This is a genomic window from Pseudonocardia endophytica (assembly GCF_004339565.1).
In the GTDB taxonomy this organism is placed as follows: domain Bacteria; phylum Actinomycetota; class Actinomycetes; order Mycobacteriales; family Pseudonocardiaceae; genus Pseudonocardia; species Pseudonocardia endophytica.
The window spans coordinates 307,596-324,464 of sequence record NZ_SMFZ01000002.1; the positions used below are offsets into that span (position 1 = coordinate 307,596).

Below are 16,869 nucleotides of genomic sequence, written 5' to 3' on the forward strand. Positions count from 1 at the left end.
GCTTCCTCCTGGATCGTGTGCCGGGGGTTCCGGCTGACGACGACCACGGTGCCGATCCGCGCCTCAAGGTCGCGCTGTCCGATTCCTAACGGGGAGTTAGGAATCCGCGGGAGCGCCCAGATCGAGCACCACCCGCAGCCCGCCATCGGGTGGCCGGTCGAGCGCGAACGTCCCGTCCGCCTGCTCCGCGGCCCGGCGCGCGATGTCCAGGCCGAGACCGGTGGACCCACCGCCGCTGGATCCGCGCCCGGTCGCGTCCACACCGGACGGTAAACCCGGTCCCGAGTCGGCGACGACGAGCCGCGCGCCGCCGTCGCCACGCCCGACGAGCTCGACGGAGAACGCCGTCCCGTCCGGCGTGTGGGCGAACACGTTGCCCAGCAAGGCGTCCACCACGGCCTCGAGATCCGGTTTCGGCAGCGCGACCGGCAGCGGCCCTCGCGCCACGTCGACGCGCAGGGACCGGTCGGTGTCCTCGGCGAGCACCGACCAGAACGCCACTCGGTCCGCGACGACGGCGGCGGCGTCGCAGGCGTGCGTCTCGCTGCCGCGCCTGCGGGCCTGGTCGATCGCGCCGGTGACGGCCCGTTGCACGCCGTCGACACCCTCGGAGACGCGCGCCGCCTCGGCCGGGTCGCGCAGCGACTCCGCCTCCAGGCGCAGCGCCGTCAGCGGCGTGCGGACCCGGTGCGCCAGGTCCGCGACGTTCTCCCGTTCCTCGCGCAGCAGCTCGGCGATCCGACCGGCCAGCCCGTTCAGCGCCCCGGCCACGATGCCCAGCTCGGCCGGAGCGGCGGCGTCGGCCCGCGCGTCCAGGTCGCCGCGGGCCAGTCGGTCGGAGACCTCGGCGAGATCGGTCGTCGCGTCCACCAGCGAGCGGGCGAGCCGGTCCGCGACCAGCAGCCCACCGGCGAGCAACAGCAGCGACAGCCCGGCCAGCAGCAGCCAGGCGCGGGCCACGCCGCGGGTCAGCTCCGCGTCCGGCACGAAGACCCGGATCGCGCCGCCGGCCCCGGCCGCGTCGCGCACCGCGAACACGATCTCCCGGCCGCCGGACGCGTCGGTGGACGCGCTGGTGCCGCGCGTGCCGAGGTCGACCAGCGTCGAGCGCGGCGCCGGGGTGCCGAGCACGGCGCCGTCGGGCAGGAACAGCGTGATGTCCGCCGCCGTCGTCGCGTCGACCTGCTGGATCGAGAGGCTCAGCGCATCCCGGTCGGACGTGGCGACGAGCGGGGTCAGCGACTGCGCCTCGGCGGTGGCCGTGGCGACGGCGCGGTCGATCGCGACGGTGCGCACGAGCAGCGCCAGCGGCACCGCGAACGCCACCAGCACCAGCAGCATCATGGCTCCGACCAGGGTGAGGACCCGCCGTCGCACTCAGGCCCCCGGCGCGGAGAGCCGCACGCCGACGCCGCGCACCGAGTGCAGGTAGCCGGGCTCCTGGGCGGTCTCGCCGAGCTTGCGGCGCAACCAGGACAGGTGCACGTCGACGGTCTTGTCGGCGCCGCCGTACGGCTGCTGCCAGACCTCGGTGACCAGCTCGCGCTTGCTGACGACCTGGCCCTCGCGAGCGGCGAGGTAGTGCAGCAGGTCGAACTCGCGCGGCGTCAGCTCCAGTTCCGCTCCGTCCACCGTGGCGCGACGGCCGCGCGCGTCGATCCGCAGGGCCCCGACGGTCACGGCCTCGTCCGGGGCCGCGTCCGCCGACCGTCGCAGCACGGCCCGCACCCTGGCGTCGAGCTGCGCCGCGCCGAACGGCTTGACCAGGTAGTCGTCGGCGCCCGCGTCGAGCACGGAGATGATCTCCGACTCGTCGTCGCGGGCGGTCGCGACGATCACCGGCACCCGGCTGACGCCGCGCAGCATCTTCAGCATGGCCGTGCCGTCCAGGTCGGGCAGCCCGAGGTCGAGCACGACGAGATCGGGCCGCCCGCCGACGGCCGCCTCCAGGCCGGCCATCGCGGTGGGGGCGGAGTCGACGGCGTGCCCGCGCTCGCCGAGCCCGCGGATCAGCGCGCCGCGGATCGCCGGGTCGTCCTCGATCAGCAGGATCTGGGCCACGACGCGACCGTATTGCACGCCAGGGGTGTTCCGGCCGGTCCTGGCCGCGCCTTGAGGCCGCCTTATCCCCGCGTTAACCGTCGTGGACGGCATGCTGGTGCGGTGTCCCGCCCGCCCGCCCGTACCGGGGTCCTGATCGCGCTGTGGCTCGCCGCCGCGGCGGGCGCGATGCTGCTCGGGCTGTCCGCGGTCGGCTCGATCGGCAGCGGCCTGACCGGGGGAGGGTCGACCCAGCCACTGAGCGCGGAGGACGTCGACGCCCGGCTGGCCGTGGCGGCCCCGCCCCCTCCGGCCCGCCCGGCGGGCTCGACGGGCGCGCAGACCGCCGTCGTTCCCGCTGGCCCTGCCGGAACGGTGCTGGCCCGCTGCTCCGGCGGTGCGCCGTCGGTGGTCTCGGTCAACCCGGCCCAGGGCTTCGAGGCCTCCGGCGACGACGACGGCGGCGCGCGGGTGAAGCTGGAGAGCGAGGAGGTCGAAGTCCGGGTCACGCTGCGCTGCGAGGGCGGCCGCCCGACCGGCACCGCGGCCGTCGAACAGGACGACTGAGCGGTTCCGGGGGATCCTGGGGGCGATGCGTCGACCCGGCCGTGCGGAACGCCTGGACTCGGTGCTCGCCCGCGACGGCGACACCTGCGTCTGGTGTGGCCGCACGCTGGGCGGGCGGGTGGCCGCCACGACGGAGCATCTCATTCCCAAGGTGCGGGGCGGACCGGCGTGGGTCGAGAACGAGGTCGCGGCCTGTCGCCGCTGCAACGGCGGGCGCGGGCACCGGGGCGCCGTCGACTGGCTCGAGGAGTGCGAGCGTCGGGGCTGGGACCCGGACGTCGCACGCGTGGCCCGGGTGCTGGATCTGCTGGCCGACGCGATCGCCGACCGCGGTGGTCAGCGCAGGGCGCGCCCGCAGCTGGACGCGCAGCGCCGCCGCATGGCCCGCCGGGGCACCGAGGCCGCCTGACCGTGCCTGCGCGGGATCACGCACCTGCCGCGCGGGCCGGATCGGGCGGAGCGCTCGCGCAGGGCGGGTCCGCGCTCAGCCGCCGGCGAAGGGCGGCAGGACGTCGACCGTCGAGGCCTCGCCGAGCGGCAGGTCCTGACGGCGGGCGGCGACCTCGTCGACCAGGAAGCTGCAGCGCTGCAGGACGAGGGTCAGCTCCGGCCCGTGACCGGCGCGCAGGGCGCCCAGAACGTCGTCCAACGTGGACTCGGTCGGGAGCTCGACGGTCTCCTCCGACGTGCCGGCCGCGGCCTTCGCCGCCGCGAAGTACCGGACGGTGACGGTGCGCGTTCCGATGCCGATGCTCGTGGTCATCTCAGCCTCCGATGGCGCTCATGGGTCGGTCCGGCTGCAGGAAGCCGGGGTCGTCGATGCCGTGGCCGGCACGCTTGCCCCACATGGCGTCCCGCCAGACATCGGCGATCTCGTGGTCGGGTGCGCCGCGACGCAGCATCGCCCTCAGGTCGGTCTCGGTGTGCGCGAACAGGCAGGTGCGGACCTGGCCGTCGGCGGTCAGGCGGGTGCGGTCGCACGCCCCGCAGAACGGGCGGGTGACCGACGCGATGATGCCGACCGTCTGCGGGCCGCCGTCGACCACGAACTTCTCCGCCGGTGCCCCGCCACGGTCCTCCGGGTGCTCGGTCAGCGTGAACCGCGCGGACAGCAGGTCCATGATCTCGCCGGCGGTGACCATCGACGTGCGCTTCCAGCCGTGCTGGGCGTCCAGCGGCATCTGCTCGATGAACCGCAGCTGGTAGCCGTGCTCCAGCGCGAACTCGAGGAGGTCGCACGCCTCGTCGTCGTTCACGCCGCGCAGCAGCACGCTGTTGATCTTCACCGGGGCCAGGCCCGCGTCACGGGCGGCCCTGAGGCCGTCCAGCACGTCGCTGATCCGGTCCCGGCGGGTGATCGTCGCGAAGCGGTCCTGCCGGAGCGTGTCGAGCGAGACGTTGAGGCGGTTCACGCCGGCCGACGCCAGGGCGCGTGCGCGTCGGGCCAGCCCGATGCCGTTCGTGGTCAGCGAGATGTCCGGGCGCGGGCGCAGCGCCGCCGATGCGGCCAGCACGTTCTCCAGGCCCTTGCGCAGCAACGGCTCCCCGCCGGTGAAGCGCAGTTCCTCGACGCCCAGTTCGTGGACCGCGACACCGATCAGCCGGACCAGCTCGTCGTCGGTGAGCTGCTCGGAGCGCGGCATCCAGTCCAGGCCCTCGGCCGGCATGCAGTACGTGCAGCGCAGGTTGCAACGGTCGGTCAGGGAGATCCGCAGATCCGTCGCGACCCGCCCGAACGTGTCGACGAGCCGCGGGTCGTCCGGCCGCGCCGGATCCCGGGTCGGGCCCACGCCGCGCAGCGACGGCAGGCCGAGTTCGGTCGTCATGATTCGAGGCTAACCATCTTTCCGCCGGTACGTCCAAGCGGGGTTTCCCCAGCTCAGAGCCGTTGTCCGCACCTGCGGACGAGGTCCGAGTCGATCGCCGCAGGAGCGGAACTGGTCACGGTGTACCTAGTCGAAAGTATAGGTACAACATCCCTACTCGCGGGGGTGGGCGTGCAGGCGAGCCATCGCCGTCGAGAGACCGCCGTCGGAGAGCCGGCGCCTGGCGAACGGCTGCCGCCCGCCGGGCGCTCATCGACGCCGCGCGGACCTACCTGGACGTGGGGCGCAGGCACGGCTGGGACGCCGACGAGCTGGCCGGCCCGCTCCGGAAGCCGGCATGAGCACCGCACACACACGAGGACCGTCGTCGTGGCGCCGGGTCTGCTGCTACCGCACGTCTGAGGCGCGTCAGGCCTGGTGGGCCTTGAGTTCCTGGCGTGCCACGGACCGGATGTGCACCTCGTCCGGGCCGTCGGCGAAGCGGAGCGCGCGGGCCCACGCGTAGAAGTAGGCCAGCGGGGTGTCGTCGCTCATCGCGGCGCCGCCGTGGACCTGCATCGCCCGGTCGATCACCGCGCACGCCATCCGCGGCACCACGACCTTGATCGCCGCGATCTCCGTCGCCGCGCCCTTGGCCGTGTGCTTGTCGATCAGCCACGCGGTCTTCAACGTCAGCAGCCGGGCCTGCTCGATCTCCATGCGGGACAGCGCGATCTGCTCACGGACCACGCCCTGCTCCGCCAGTGGCCTCCCGAACGCCGTCCGCGCCTGCGCCCGGTCCACCATCAGCGAGACCGCGCGCTCCGCCATGCCGATCAGCCGCATGCAGTGGTGGATCCGGCCGGGCCCGAGGCGGGCCTGCGCGATCGCGAAGCCGCCGCCCTCCTCGCCGAGCAGGTTCGACGCGGGCACCCGCACGCCCTCGAGCTCGAGCTCGGAGTGGCCGTGCTGGTCCTGGTAGCCGAACGTCGGGAGGTGGCGGGTGATCGTCAGGCCGGGCGTGTCCCGCGGCACCAGGATCATCGACTGCCGGCGGTGCGTGGGTACCGACTCGTCGTCGTCCGGCGCGGTCTTGCCCATCACGATGAAGATCCTGCACCGCTCGTCGGCGGCGCCCGAGATCCACCACTTGCGGCCGTCGATGACGTAGTCGTCGCCGTCACGTCGGATCCGGGTCTCGATGTTCGTCGCGTCCGACGACGCGACCTGCGGCTCTGTCATCGCGAAGGCCGACCGGATCTCGCCGGCCAGCAGCGGCTCCAGCCACTCCTGCTTCTGCTCCGGCGAGCCGAACAGGTGCAGCGTCTCCATGTTCCCGGTGTCCGGGGCCTGGCAGTTGATCGCCTCCGGGGCGATCACCGGCGACCATCCGGACACCTCGGCGACCGGGGCGTACTCCAGGTTGGACAGTCCGGACACGTCCGGCAGGAACAGGTTCCAGAGCTTGCGCTCCTGCGCCTCGGCCTTCAGCTCCTCCACGACCGGGGGCAGCTCCCACTCGTTCGCGGTACCCCTGCGCGCGGCGCGGAACGCGTCGTACACCGGCTCTGCCGGGAGGATCTTCTCGTCGAGGAACGCGCGCATGCGCTCGGTGTAGTCGGAGGCCAGGGCGCTGGGTGCGAAGTCCACGAGCCGATTCGACCACACCTCGCGGTCGCCCCGGGTAACGAGAGTGCGGACCGGGCCGAGATTCGGTGAGACGCAATCGCGGACACGTTTTCGTGGCGCATCCGCGTTCCCGATCATAGGATCTCCGCCCGTGCCGCACTTCAGGATTTCCGAAGCCGCCCGGCTTCTCGGCGTCAGCGACGACACCGTGCGCCGCTGGGTCGACGGAGGTGCGCTCCCGGTCCAGGCCGACTCGTCGAACCGCAAGGTCATCGACGGGGCGGCGCTCGCCGAGTTCGCGCGCGAGCACGCCCACACCCCGCCGGACCCGTCGGTGGTCCAGCGCTCGGCCCGCAACCGCATGGTCGGCCTGGTCACCTCGGTCCTGGCGGACAAGGTGATGGCGCAGGTCGAACTGCAGTGCGGGCCATACCGCGTCGTCTCGCTGATGAGCAGCGAGGCCGTCCGTGACCTCGGGCTGGAGCCCGGCTCCCTCGCGGTCGCGGTGATCAAGTCCACGAACGTCGTGGTGGAGACCCCCGGAGGACACCTGTGACAGCCCGCAAAGTAGCCGGTTACGTCGCCGCGGCGTCGTTGATGCTCGCCCTGGCCGGATGTGGTGGGGGCAGCGACAGCGGTGGCGCCGCCCAGAGCAGCGCGCCCGCCGCACAGGGCCAGACGCTGAACGTGTTCGCGGCCGCGTCGCTGAAGGACACGTTCGGCACGCTCGAGAAGCAGTTCGAGCAGGCCAACCCCGGCACCGACGTCAAGCTGACGTTCGCCGGCTCGTCGGACCTCGCCACCCAGATCAACAACGGTGCGCCCGCCGACGTGTTCGCCTCGGCCGACGACAACAACATGAAGAAGGTCACCGACCCCGGTCTGACCGCCGCGGCGCCGGTGAAGTTCGCGACGAACACGCTGCAGATCGCCGTCGCGAACGGTGACCCGAAGGGCATCAAGACGCTGCAGGACCTGGCCAACCCGGCGAACAAGGTCGTGCTCTGCGCTCCGCAGGTGCCGTGCGGCTCGGCCGCGCAGAAGGTCGAGAAGGCGGCAGGGGTCGACATCAAGCCGGTCTCCGAGGAGCAGGACGTCAAGTCCGTGCTGAGCAAGGTGTCCAGCGGCAACGCCGACGCCGGACTCGTCTACGTCACCGACGTGACGGCGTCCAAGGGCCAGGTCCAGGGCGTCACGTTCCCCGAGGCGTCGAAGGCCGTGAACAACTACCCGATCGCGGTGCTGAAGAACTCGCAGAACGCCGACCTGGCGAACAAGTGGGTCCAGCTCGTCACCGGGGCCGAGGGCCAGCAGGTGCTCAAGGCGGCCGGCTTCGGGGCGTCGTGACGGTCGCTCCATGACGGCGGTCGAACCCCGCCGTACCCGCGGCAGGGCCGACGTCCGGCACGACTCGGACGTCGGCCTTCCGTGGTGGATGTGGATCCCGGCGACGATCGGGTTCGCCCTGATCTTCCTGCCGGTCGTCGGTCTGCTGCTCAAGGCGGACTGGGCGGAGATGCCGTCGCTGCTGGTCAGCGACGCCGCGCTGAGCGCGCTGGAGTTGTCGATCATCACTGCCGGCGTGTCGACGGTGCTGTGCCTGCTGCTCGGCGGGCCGCTCGCGGTGATCCTCGCCCGCGGCAAGCTCGAACGGTCGCCGAAGCTGCTCGGCGGCATCCGCTCGATCGTGCTGCTGCCGCTCGTGCTGCCGCCGGTCGTCGGCGGTCTCGCGCTGCTGTTCCTGCTCGGCCGCACCGGCCTCGTCGGACGCGGGCTCGACCTCGCGTTCGGGATCACCGTCCCGTTCACGACGGCCGCGGTGATCCTGGCCCAGACGTTCGTCGCGATGCCGTTCCTCGTCGTGTCGCTGGAGGGTGCGCTGCGCACCGCGGGCCAGCGCTACGAGGCCGTGGCTGCGACGCTCGGTGCCTCGCCCGCGCTCGCGTTCCGCAAGGTGACGGTGCCGCTCGTGCTGCCCGGCCTGGCGTCCGGCCTGGTGCTGGCGTTCGCCCGCTGCATGGGCGAGTTCGGCGCGACGATCTCGTTCGCCGGCAGCCTGGAGGGGACGACGCGCACGCTGCCGCTGCTCGTCTACCTCCAGCGCGAGTCCGACGAGTCCGGTGCCGTCGCGCTGTCGCTGCTGCTCGTCGTCGTGTCGCTGATCGTGATCGTGGTCGGGCGCCCGCGCGGGATGGACGGCCGCGGATGAGCAGGCCGTCCCCGCTCGACGGCGGCGTGTCCCTCGACGCGGCGCTGCACCGGCCCGAGTTCTCGCTGGAGGTCTCGCTCGACGTCGCGCCCGGCGAGGTGGTCGCCGTGCTCGGCCCGAACGGCGCGGGCAAGTCGACGCTGCTCGGCATCCTGTCCGGCCTGCTGCGCCCGGACACCGGACGGCTGCGCGTCGGCGACCGCACGCTCGTCGACGCCGCTACCGGTGAGTTCGTGCCACCGCACCGGCGTGGCGTCGGCCTGCTCGCCCAGCAGGCCCTGCTGTTCCCGCACATGACCGCGCTCGCCAACGTCGCGTTCGGTCCCCGCGCGCACGGTGTCCCGAAGGCCGAGGCCCTCGAGCGCGCCGCCCGCCTGCTCGACGACGTCGGGGTCGGCGAGCTGTCCGGGCGCAAGCCGTCGCAGCTCTCCGGGGGCCAGCAGCAACGGGTGGCGCTCGCCCGCGCGCTGGCGCCGCAGCCCGGCCTGCTCCTGCTCGACGAGCCGCTGGCCGCGCTCGACATCGACGCGTCCCCGGCGATGCGCACGTTGCTGCGCAGGGTGATCCGGGACGGCAAGCAGACCGCGCTGATGGTCACCCACGACGCGCTGGACGCGCTCGTGCTGGCCGACCGCGTCGTCGTGCTCGTCCGGGGCCGGATCGCCGAGGAGGGCCCGGCGCGCGAGGTGCTGGCCCGGCCGCGCAGCGCGTTCTCCGCCCGGATCGCCGGGCTGGACCTGGTCCCCGGAACGGCGACCGGGGCCGGGCTGCGCACCGCGGACGGCGTGGAGATCACCGGCGAGTCGGTCGAGGTCGACGAGGGCGAGCCGGCCGTCGCCGTGTTCCCGCCGTCGGCCGTCTCGGTGTTCACCGACCGTCCGCAGGGGTCGCCGCGCAACGTGTTCCCGGTCCGGCTCTCGGCACTGGAGCCGCGCGGGGACTCGATCCGGTTGCGTGCGGCACCCCGCGACGCGCGCGGGCCCGGCTGGGTCGACGGGCTGGCCGCCGACGTCACCCCGGCCGCCGTCGCCGAACTGGGCGTCGACCCGGGTGCCGAGGTGTGGTTCGCGGTCAAGGCCGCCGAGGTCGCGATCCACGGCAGCTGAACCCCTCGGAGCACTCCGTCACTCCGTCGGTCACATGTGTCACCCGGGCCTCTATCGTGTCTCTGTTCACTCCCGTCACAGGCGCCTACCGTCGCTGTCCGTGACCCGGAAGTTCCTGCGCACCGTCCCGGCCGCTTTGGCCGCCGCCGTGCTCGCCGCGCTGTGCCTGCCCGCGACCGCAGGGGCGGCTCCGGCGGCCTCCGGGTACATCGTGCAGACCGGCTCGGTCGAGGCGACCCGTTCGGCGAGCGAGGCGGCCGGCGTCACGCCGACGACGACGTTCGACCAGGCCGTGCACGGGTTCGCCGCCCGACTCGACCCCGCGCAGGTGGCGCGCGTGCGCACGGCGCCGGGCGTGCTCGGCGTCGAGGAGGACCGCGAGGTGTCGGCCGAGCCGCGGAGCGCGGTGCAGCAGTCCGCCCCGGCCGACGGGTCGATGACCGAGTCCACCCAGGACAAGCCGGTGAACTGGGGGCTGGACCGGATCGACCAGAAGAAGCTCCCGCTCGACGGGAAGTACACGGCGCAGGCGACCGGCCAGGGCGTCGACGTCTACGTGCTGGACACCGGCGTCGACGCGACCCATCCGGACTTCGGCGGGCGCGCGTCGTTCGACACGAACACGATCGACAAGACGAACACCGACTGCGACGGCCACGGCACCGTCGTCGCCGGGATCGCGGCCTCGACCACCTACGGGGTGGCGAAGCAGGCACGCGTGCACGGCGTGAAGGTTCTCGACTGCCAGGGCACCGGCACGCTGTCGTCGCTGATCGCGGGCATCGACTGGGTGGTGAAGAACAAGAAGGGCCCGTCGGTCGCCGTCATGTCCTGGAGCTACGGCGCCTCACCGATGCTGCAGGCCGCACTCGACCGGATGATCGGGTCCGGGGTGTTCGCGGCGTCGTCGGCCGGCAACACCGGCGGCAACGACTGCACGGCGCTGCCGCGGGCCGACCGCGACGTGTTCGTGGTCGCGAACTCGACGATCGACGACGTGCGGGCGACGAACTCGTCGACCGGGCCGTGCGTTGCGCTCTACGCGCCGGGCAGCCGGATCGTGTCCACGGTGCCGGGCGGCGGGACGGCGAGCTACAGCGGGACGTCGATGGCGGCGCCGTTCGCGGCCGGTGTCGCGGCGCTCTACAAGCAGGCGCGCGGGGACGCGCCCGCGCCGGCCGTACGGCAGTGGATCCTGCAGAACGCGACCCCCGGTGTGATCAAGAACGGTGACGTCGACGGGACGCCGGACAAGCTGCTCAACACGGGTGGGCTGTAGTCAGGCCTCGCCCGCCGCGTGCGGCTCCCGCTCGTCGAGCCACTCCCAGCGTTCGTACGACGGGGCGCCGAGAGTCTCGTTCAGGCGGCCCAGGTTCAGCCCCGGCGGCGGCGCGGCGATCCACATCCCCGCATCGCCCGCCAGCGACGCGAGCCGTACCGGAGAGCCCCGTTCCCGCAGGGCGCGCGCCACCTCGACGTGCACGACCGTGCTCAGGTCCTTCGCCGCGCCGCGGTAGGTGAGCGTGCGGGTCTCGCCGCCGATGTCCAGACGCAGGCGGGTCGGCCGGTCGTCCCACGCGACGTCGATCTCGTGGGGGACGACGGCGAGTGCCTCCCCGCAGAGCCGGTCCAGGTCCGCGATCTGGGCGCCGACCGTCGCGGAGTCCTGCTCGACCTGGTCGGCGTGGAACGCGAGCCGCGCCGTGTAGTTCCCGGTCCGGAACCTCGGGTGGTGGTACCCGGCCTCGTGCAGGGACAGCAGCACGCCGTACGCGGTGACCGGCTCGCCCCGGTCGGCGACGGCCTCGACCAGCCGCGACGGCGTCGGCGCCCGCGGCGCGAACATCCCGGCGGCGTCCAGCACGTCCACCACCCGGCGGAGATCGGTCCGTCCGCGCTCGGAGAGTGTGGGGCCGGTCGCCTCGTCCTGCGCTTCCGGTGTCACGTCCGGTGCCGCCTCCGGTTCCGCGGCCGCGGCGGGGTCGTTCCCGACGGCTTCCCCACGGCGGGCCGTGCGCGCACGTCGCAGACCCCTGGCGACGACGACCACCGTGACGATCAGAGCGAACGCCGCGACGACGAACGGGAACCAGCGGTCGACCACGCCGCGGTCCGGTCCTCCTGCGCTCAGGCCGAGCCCGGTGAACAGCGCGACCACCGCGAGCCCGGCGACTCCCTGCAGCGTCGCGACGACCTTCTCGAACGCGCCCCGTCCTCGTCCCACAGGGCGAGGGTAGGGATCTACCGTTCACTGCTGTGGAGGTGCTCGCGGACGGACACGGACTCGGCGACCGGTTCGTGGCCGAGCTCGGCGTGCCCGACGAGCCGGGGTGGATCGCGTGCGGTGACCTGTTCGGCGACCGGCTCCCCGCCGTGCTCGACGCCGTCGCCGCACGTCGCGGGGCATCGTCGGCGTCGGTGGCGGCGTCGCTGCTGTTCGAGCAGTTCGCGCTGCGCCTGGCCTCTCCGGTGGTCGCGGCGTGGGTGCGGCAGGGCTCCGTGCTCGACGGCCGTCCGTCCGCGGTCAGCGCGCTCGTCGACGACGGCGTGCTGCGCCGGCTGGCGTTCGCGCAGCCGCCCGTATCCGGCGGGGACCTGCAGGCGGTGGCCGCGTCCCTGCGGGCCGGGCTGGAACCGGCGGCCGACACGCTGGCGCGACTCACCCGCGTCGGGCAGCGGACGTTGCGGGGGGCGATGGCCAACGCCGTCGCGAACACGTTCCTGCACCTGTCGTGGCCGGAACCGGACCGGGCCCGGTACGTCGACGACGCGGCAGCCGTCCTGGCCGCCGTGCCCGGGTGCACCGGGACGGTCGGGATCGAGGCCGTCGACGTGGACGGTGAGTCCTGGATGTACACCGACCGGAACACGTGCTGCCTCGCGTTCCGCACGTCGGTGAACCGGGACCGGGAGCAGCACTACTGCATGACGTGCCCGGTGGTGCCTCGCGCGACGATCGTCGAGGAGTTCGGGCGGGCCACGGCGTCCTACCGGGCCCGGCACGGATAGTTTCGCGACATGGACGCGCTGCGCCGCCTGCAGGAGCGGTACCTCCGGCCGTCGACGGACACGTGCCCCACGTTCGTCGAGGACAGCGAGTGGGTCCCGGTCGTCGACGGCATCGAGTACTTCGCGCAGATCCGGTCCCTGATCGAACGGGCCGGGCCGGGGGACAGCGTGTTCGCGACCGGCCTGCAGATCGAGTCCGACATGGACCTGTCCGGGCTCCGACCCGGTGAACCCGGGTACGAGCCGTTGAGCGAGGTACTGGCGCGCAAGGCCTCTGATGGCGTCGACGTGCGGATCCTGCTGACCGCCGCGGTGTTCTCCGGATCGGTGCCACTGGTCAAGATCGGCCCGTTCCGCGCCAACGTGTTCGCCGCGATCGCGTTCCGCAGGCACCCGTCGTTGCGCGCGCGGGTGCTGCTGGACTGGTCCGGTGCGGGGATCGGCTGCCACCACCAGAAGATGGTCGTGCTGCACGTCGGGGGCGAGCTGACCGCGTACGTCGGCGGGCTCGACCTGTCCGCCAACCGCTACGACGCCGAGCCGCACGACCGTCTGTCCATCTCCGACGATCGCTGGGGCTGGCACGACGGCGCCGTCCGGCTCCGCGGCCCGGCCGCCACCCGCGTGTGGGAGGTCTACAGGGGACGGTGGATGGAGGCGGCGTCGCTGCCGGAGCGCACGACCTGGTTCCCGCCAGCGCGATGGGAGGTGATGAACCCGGAACCGTTCCTGACGGATCTCCCGGTTGCTCCGGCCGCGCCGCCGCACGAGTCGCCGGGTACGGCCGTACAGGTGCTGCGCTCGTTCCGGCCGTGGAAGATCGACCAGTACTTCGCGCTGTACCGCAGGCACTGGGAGATCCTGCCGCGCCGCGGCGTGCACGAGGTCTTCCACGCGCTGTCCACCGCGATCCGCGCCGCGCGGCACTTCATCTACCTCGAGGACCAGTACTTCTACGAGGCGCCGGGCGGGCGGCGCGCGTTCCGCCTCTACGGCCTGCTGCGCGACGCGGCCGAGCGCGGCGTGAAGATCGTGCTCGTCTGCTCGGGGCGCAAGGACCCCGCCGATGGGGGCGTCAACAAGTTCCGCCGCCGCGTCACCGGCGACATCCAGCGCGGCGTGATCGACAAGCTGAAGCCCGCCGACCGCGGCAACGTGATGATGCACCGCATCGAGGGCCTGACCGTCCACACCAAACTGATGATCGTCGACGACGTGTTCGCGTCCGTCGGGTCGGCGAACTTCTTCTCCCGGTCCATGCGCGGCACCGACACCGAACTGTCCACAGTGCTCGTCACGACCGGAACCCAGGTCCGCGACCTGCGGGTCCGGCTGTGGGCCGAGCACCTGCGCACCCCGCTGACCGACGAGCTGCGCCCGTTCCTGGAGGACATCGACCTGGCGATCGGCATCTGGCACCCGTACTGGCTGCCGCCGGACGCCCCGGCCGGGACGTGGCGGCGGGACGGGTACCCGGCCGGGTTCGCGCCGGAGGAACGGGTGCTGGTGCCGGTCGGTCCGTGGCCGGAGCCCTCGCCGCGCCCGTTCCAGCGCGCCGCGTCCGGCGCCGCCCGGGGCGCCGCGAAGGGTGCCCGTGCGGCCGCGCGGGCCGCGCAGTCCGGCGCCCAGGCCGCGCGCGGGAGCTCCGGGCGGTAGCGCGGGATCTCCCGACTCAGGCCGGCTCGAGCGTGTCGAATCCGCAGTACGGGACGAGGACCTCCGGGATCCGGACGCTGCCGTCGGGCTGCTGGCCCTGCTCCAGGATCGCGACGAGCGTGCGTCCGATCGGCATACCGGAACTGTTCAGCGTCGCCGCGAACCCGCGGGTGCCGTCCTTGGACCTCGTCCGGATGCCGGCCCGTCGGGCCTGGAACTGCCCGAAGTCGCTGGCCGACGCGATCTCCCGGTACTGGCCCTGGCCGGGCAGCCACACCTCGATGTCGTAGGTCATCTCGGAGGAGAACCCGGTGTCGCCGGCGGCCAGCTTCACGACGCGGTAGGCGAGACCCAGCTCCTGCAGCACGGTCTCGGCGTGCCCGACGAGCAGCTCCAGCTCGGCGCGCGACTCCTCAGGGCGCACGACCCGCACGAGCTCGACCTTCGAGAACTCGTGCAGCCGGATCAGGCCACGCGTGTCCTTGCCGTAGCTGCCGGCCTCCGAGCGGAAGCACGGCGTGTGCGCCGTGTACGCCAGCGGCAGATCCTCCGCGGTCAGCGTCTCGCGGGCGTGCAGGTTCGTGAGGGGAACCTCGGCCGTCGGGATCAGGTAGAGGTCCCGGTCCGCGACGCCGGTCTTGAACAGGTCCTGCTCGAACTTCGGCAGCTGCCCGGTTCCGGTCACCGCCTCGCGGTTGACCAGCGTCGGGACCGAGAACTCGGTGTAGCCGTGGCGCTCGGTCGCCAGGTCCAGGAAGAACCGCGACAGCGCCCGCTCCAGCCTCGGGCCCTTCCCGGTGAGCACGGCGAACCGCGGGCCGGAGAGCTTCGTCGCCCGCGCCAGGTCGAGGATGCCGACGGCCTCGCCGACCGTGACGTGGTCCTTCGCGCCCTCGATCTCGACCGGCTCGCCCCAGGTGCGGACGATCTCGGCGTCGGCCTCGCTGGTGCCGTCCGGGATCTCGTCGGCGGGCAGGTTGGGGATGCCGAGCAGGTACTCGGTCAACTCGGCGTCCAGGCGGTCGCGCTCGGCGTCCGCCTCCGAGACCGTCGACTTCAGGTCCCGCGACTGCCCGACGAGTGCGGGCCGGTCCTGGGCGGACGCCGTCTTCACCTCGGCGGACAGGCGCTTCGACTCGGCGCGCGCGTCGTCGCCGCGTCCGATGGCGGCGTTGCGGCCGGAGAGCACCTTCTCCAGGTACGCGGTGTCCAGGGTGAAGCCGCGCCGGGCGAGCTTGCGCACGGCGTCGGTGGCGGGGTCCAGCAGGACGCGGGGGTCGTGCATCGGTCGAGCGTATCGCCACCGTGCGAGCGCTATTCGGGCCCGTTCACAGTTGCGAACCACGTCGTCGTCCGGCCGTGGCGGACCCGTCCGCCGACGAGCCTGTCCCGGTGTCCCCGCGGCGCCCGGAACCGGGTCTCGACCAGACCGGCGATCCAGCCGCGCTGATCGTCGCCGACCTGCCTGCCGTGGCGACCATGGCCGGGAAGCTGGAGACGCTCGGTGGCGCGCTGGAGCGCACGGCCCGCGGCTTGCGGGGCATCGAGGTCGGGCAGTGGTCCGGCGACGCGGCGGACGCGTTCCGGGCGCGGTTCGACGAGTCGCCCCGCGCCTGGTTCACCGGAGCCGACGCGTTCGCCGACGCGGCAGGCGCGTGCCGCCGGTTCGCCGGGGCCGTCGGGCAGGCGCGGCAGCAGGCGGGCGAGGCGGCCGAGCTCTACCGGCAGGGCGTCGCGGCCAGCGACGCGGCGGTGCGCGAACGGAACGCGACGGTGTTCGACGCGTCCGCTCCGCCGCCGACGTTCGTCGATCCGGGTGTGCCGATGGTCGAGCAGGCCGTCGCGCTGCTCTCGCAGGCCAGGGCCGCCCGGGACGCGGCCGGCTCCGATGCGGCACGGGCGGTCGCCTCGGCGGCGGCGTCCGCGCCGGACCCGCCGTCCGGCTGGTCGCGGGCGGCAGTCGAGGCGTCCGACCTGCTCTCCGACGTCGGGCGTGTGCTGCCCGGCATCGGCGAGGGCGTGGAGGACATCTACCGGGCCGCCCGGATGCTGAACCCGATCGATCCGTGGAACGTGACCCATCCGGCGTCCTACGTGGACGGTGTTTCGTCGACGGCGGCCGGTCTCGTCCAGGCCAACCTGCACCCGTCGGAGCTGGTGAAGGGGGCCGTCGGGACGGGATGGGGGTCGGACCCGGGGCACGCGGCGGGGAAGCTCCTCCCGGGTCTCGCGCTGTCCGTCGCGACCGGTGGGTCGGGGAAGATCGCCACCACGGTCGCGGAGCGGTCGGCGGCCAGGGCGATCCGGAAGGTCCGGCCACCCGCGAAGACCGAGACGGCGCCGGAGCTGCCGGTCCGGGCCTCCATGGACCCGAGATTCCGGGGTGAGGAGCGTGGCGAGGCGGAGGGTCTCGCCAAGCCGCACAACGTGCGCTACCTCTCCGACAAGGCGTTGGAGCGGCACCGGCTGACCGTGCACGACGGGCTGCTCTACGACGGGCGGGGCAGGCCGTTCCACTCGGCGCCGGGCGGCTCGGTGTGGAGCGAGTCGGAGGATCGCTCGATCTTCGTCGTGGACGACAAAGGCAATCTGTACGCGTCGAACGAGCAGGAGAAGGGCGCCCTGCACCATTCGAGCTTTCTCAGCGGCGGCCCGGTCGCGGGTGCGGGGGAGATCGGTGTGGTGAACGGGAAGGTCACGTTCCTGTCCGATCGCAGCGGCCACTATTCGCCGCCGGCGGACTGCATCACGCAGGCGATCCGGTACCTCTATCACCAGGAAGGGTTGAACATCGATGGTGGAACGCTCCAGCGCTGGGGCGAGTGACCTCAGTACCGACGCCTTCGTC

Annotated in this window: 17 protein-coding genes and 1 pseudogene; 11 read left to right on the forward strand and 7 right to left on the reverse strand. The window is 73.1% G+C overall.

Features of this window, described 5'->3' with window-relative positions:
* Window positions 1–96: 96 nt before the first annotated feature.
* On the reverse strand, window positions 97–1,344 hold the full coding sequence (locus tag EV378_RS20245) for a sensor histidine kinase (protein ID WP_243653668.1): 1,248 nt from the start codon (window positions 1,342–1,344) through the stop codon (window positions 97–99).
* 33 nt (window positions 1,345–1,377) lie between these two features.
* Window positions 1,378–2,061 carry a response regulator transcription factor gene (locus EV378_RS20250; RefSeq protein WP_132428649.1) on the reverse strand — a complete coding sequence of 228 codons (684 nt, stop codon included), beginning with the start codon at window positions 2,059–2,061 and terminating at the stop codon, window positions 1,378–1,380.
* Window positions 2,062–2,163: 102 nt separating this feature from the next.
* Here EV378_RS20250 and EV378_RS20255 point away from each other — a divergent pair, with 102 nt between their 5' ends.
* Window positions 2,164–2,607, forward strand: coding sequence for a hypothetical protein (locus EV378_RS20255; RefSeq protein WP_132428651.1), 444 nt, complete (start codon window positions 2,164–2,166; stop codon window positions 2,605–2,607).
* Between the two features lie 25 nt (window positions 2,608–2,632).
* Window positions 2,633–3,016: an HNH endonuclease gene (locus tag EV378_RS20260; RefSeq protein WP_132428653.1), complete on the forward strand. Its 384-nt coding sequence runs from the start codon at window positions 2,633–2,635 to the stop codon at window positions 3,014–3,016.
* A 75-nt stretch (window positions 3,017–3,091) separates the two neighbouring features.
* Here the strand turns inward: EV378_RS20260 and EV378_RS20265 are convergent, their stop codons facing one another.
* The 3 genes from EV378_RS20265 to EV378_RS20275 all read right to left on the reverse strand — a co-directional run bounded on the left by EV378_RS20265 (window position 3,092) and on the right by EV378_RS20275 (window position 6,062).
* Complete coding sequence (locus EV378_RS20265; protein ID WP_132428655.1) at window positions 3,092–3,370, reverse strand: MoaD/ThiS family protein; 279 nt, start codon at window positions 3,368–3,370, stop codon at window positions 3,092–3,094.
* Window position 3,371: 1 nt separating this feature from the next.
* Complete coding sequence (moaA, locus tag EV378_RS20270; protein WP_132428657.1) at window positions 3,372–4,433, reverse strand: GTP 3',8-cyclase MoaA; 1,062 nt, start codon at window positions 4,431–4,433, stop codon at window positions 3,372–3,374.
* 408 nt (window positions 4,434–4,841) lie between these two features.
* Window positions 4,842–6,062 carry an acyl-CoA dehydrogenase family protein gene (locus tag EV378_RS20275; protein ID WP_132428659.1) on the reverse strand — a complete coding sequence of 407 codons (1,221 nt, stop codon included), beginning with the start codon at window positions 6,060–6,062 and terminating at the stop codon, window positions 4,842–4,844.
* Between the two features lie 130 nt (window positions 6,063–6,192).
* On the opposite strand from EV378_RS20275, the gene EV378_RS20280 reads away from it, so the two are divergent.
* The 6 genes and pseudogenes from EV378_RS20280 to EV378_RS20300 all read left to right on the forward strand — a co-directional run bounded on the left by EV378_RS20280 (window position 6,193) and on the right by EV378_RS20300 (window position 10,635).
* On the forward strand, window positions 6,193–6,597 hold the full coding sequence (locus EV378_RS20280; RefSeq protein WP_132428661.1) for a TOBE domain-containing protein: 405 nt from the start codon (window positions 6,193–6,195) through the stop codon (window positions 6,595–6,597).
* A gap of 41 nt (window positions 6,598–6,638) precedes the next feature.
* Window positions 6,639–7,388 carry a molybdate ABC transporter substrate-binding protein gene (gene modA, locus EV378_RS20285; RefSeq protein ID WP_132432439.1) on the forward strand — a complete coding sequence of 250 codons (750 nt, stop codon included), beginning with the start codon at window positions 6,639–6,641 and terminating at the stop codon, window positions 7,386–7,388.
* A gap of 10 nt (window positions 7,389–7,398) precedes the next feature.
* Complete coding sequence (locus EV378_RS20290; RefSeq protein WP_132428663.1) at window positions 7,399–8,250, forward strand: ABC transporter permease; 852 nt, start codon at window positions 7,399–7,401, stop codon at window positions 8,248–8,250.
* A 74-nt stretch (window positions 8,251–8,324) separates the two neighbouring features.
* A pseudogene (locus tag EV378_RS37090) lies at window positions 8,325–8,750 on the forward strand (ABC transporter ATP-binding protein); the annotation flags it as partial.
* A 90-nt stretch (window positions 8,751–8,840) separates the two neighbouring features.
* Window positions 8,841–9,356, forward strand: a complete 516-nt coding sequence (locus tag EV378_RS37095; RefSeq protein ID WP_424511269.1) for a TOBE domain-containing protein — start codon at window positions 8,841–8,843, stop codon at window positions 9,354–9,356.
* Between the two features lie 100 nt (window positions 9,357–9,456).
* Complete coding sequence (locus EV378_RS20300; protein ID WP_243653670.1) at window positions 9,457–10,635, forward strand: S8 family peptidase; 1,179 nt, start codon at window positions 9,457–9,459, stop codon at window positions 10,633–10,635.
* Here EV378_RS20300 and EV378_RS20305 read toward each other — a convergent pair whose 3' ends face one another.
* Window positions 10,636–11,580 carry a hypothetical protein gene (locus EV378_RS20305; protein WP_132428667.1) on the reverse strand — a complete coding sequence of 315 codons (945 nt, stop codon included), beginning with the start codon at window positions 11,578–11,580 and terminating at the stop codon, window positions 10,636–10,638.
* Between the two features lie 32 nt (window positions 11,581–11,612).
* On the opposite strand from EV378_RS20305, the gene EV378_RS20310 reads away from it, so the two are divergent.
* Together EV378_RS20310 and EV378_RS20315 are read left to right on the forward strand one after the other, a co-directional pair.
* A complete protein-coding gene (locus EV378_RS20310; protein WP_132428669.1) occupies window positions 11,613–12,365 on the forward strand; it encodes a hypothetical protein in 753 nt (250 codons plus the stop codon).
* Between the two features lie 9 nt (window positions 12,366–12,374).
* Window positions 12,375–14,021, forward strand: a complete 1,647-nt coding sequence (locus EV378_RS20315; RefSeq protein WP_132428671.1) for a phospholipase D-like domain-containing protein — start codon at window positions 12,375–12,377, stop codon at window positions 14,019–14,021.
* A 16-nt stretch (window positions 14,022–14,037) separates the two neighbouring features.
* Here EV378_RS20315 and serS read toward each other — a convergent pair whose 3' ends face one another.
* Window positions 14,038–15,306: a serine--tRNA ligase gene (gene serS / locus EV378_RS20320; protein ID WP_132428673.1), complete on the reverse strand. Its 1,269-nt coding sequence runs from the start codon at window positions 15,304–15,306 to the stop codon at window positions 14,038–14,040.
* Window positions 15,307–15,413: 107 nt separating this feature from the next.
* Here serS and EV378_RS20325 point away from each other — a divergent pair, with 107 nt between their 5' ends.
* A complete protein-coding gene (locus EV378_RS20325) occupies window positions 15,414–16,847 on the forward strand; it encodes a WXG100 family type VII secretion target (protein ID WP_132428674.1) in 1,434 nt (477 codons plus the stop codon).
* Window positions 16,848–16,869: the final 22 nt, after the last annotated feature.

Bases quoted from the DNA above. Each gene is read 5' to 3' on its own strand.
- moaA (WP_132428657.1), bottom strand. From the start codon at position 4,433: ATGACGACCGAACTCGGCCTGCCGTCGCTGCGCGGCGTGGGCCCGACC.
- EV378_RS20290 (WP_132428663.1), top strand. From the start codon at position 7,399: ATGACGGCGGTCGAACCCCGCCGTACCCGCGGCAGGGCCGACGTCCGG.
- modA (WP_132432439.1), top strand. From the start codon at position 6,639: ATGCTCGCCCTGGCCGGATGTGGTGGGGGCAGCGACAGCGGTGGCGCC.
- EV378_RS37095 (WP_424511269.1), top strand. From the start codon at position 8,841: ATGGTCACCCACGACGCGCTGGACGCGCTCGTGCTGGCCGACCGCGTC.
- EV378_RS20315 (WP_132428671.1), top strand. From the start codon at position 12,375: ATGGACGCGCTGCGCCGCCTGCAGGAGCGGTACCTCCGGCCGTCGACG.
- serS (WP_132428673.1), bottom strand. From the start codon at position 15,306: ATGCACGACCCCCGCGTCCTGCTGGACCCCGCCACCGACGCCGTGCGC.
- EV378_RS20265 (WP_132428655.1), bottom strand. From the start codon at position 3,370: ATGACCACGAGCATCGGCATCGGAACGCGCACCGTCACCGTCCGGTAC.
- EV378_RS20260 (WP_132428653.1), top strand. From the start codon at position 2,633: ATGCGTCGACCCGGCCGTGCGGAACGCCTGGACTCGGTGCTCGCCCGC.
- EV378_RS20245 (WP_243653668.1), bottom strand. From the start codon at position 1,344: ATGATGCTGCTGGTGCTGGTGGCGTTCGCGGTGCCGCTGGCGCTGCTC.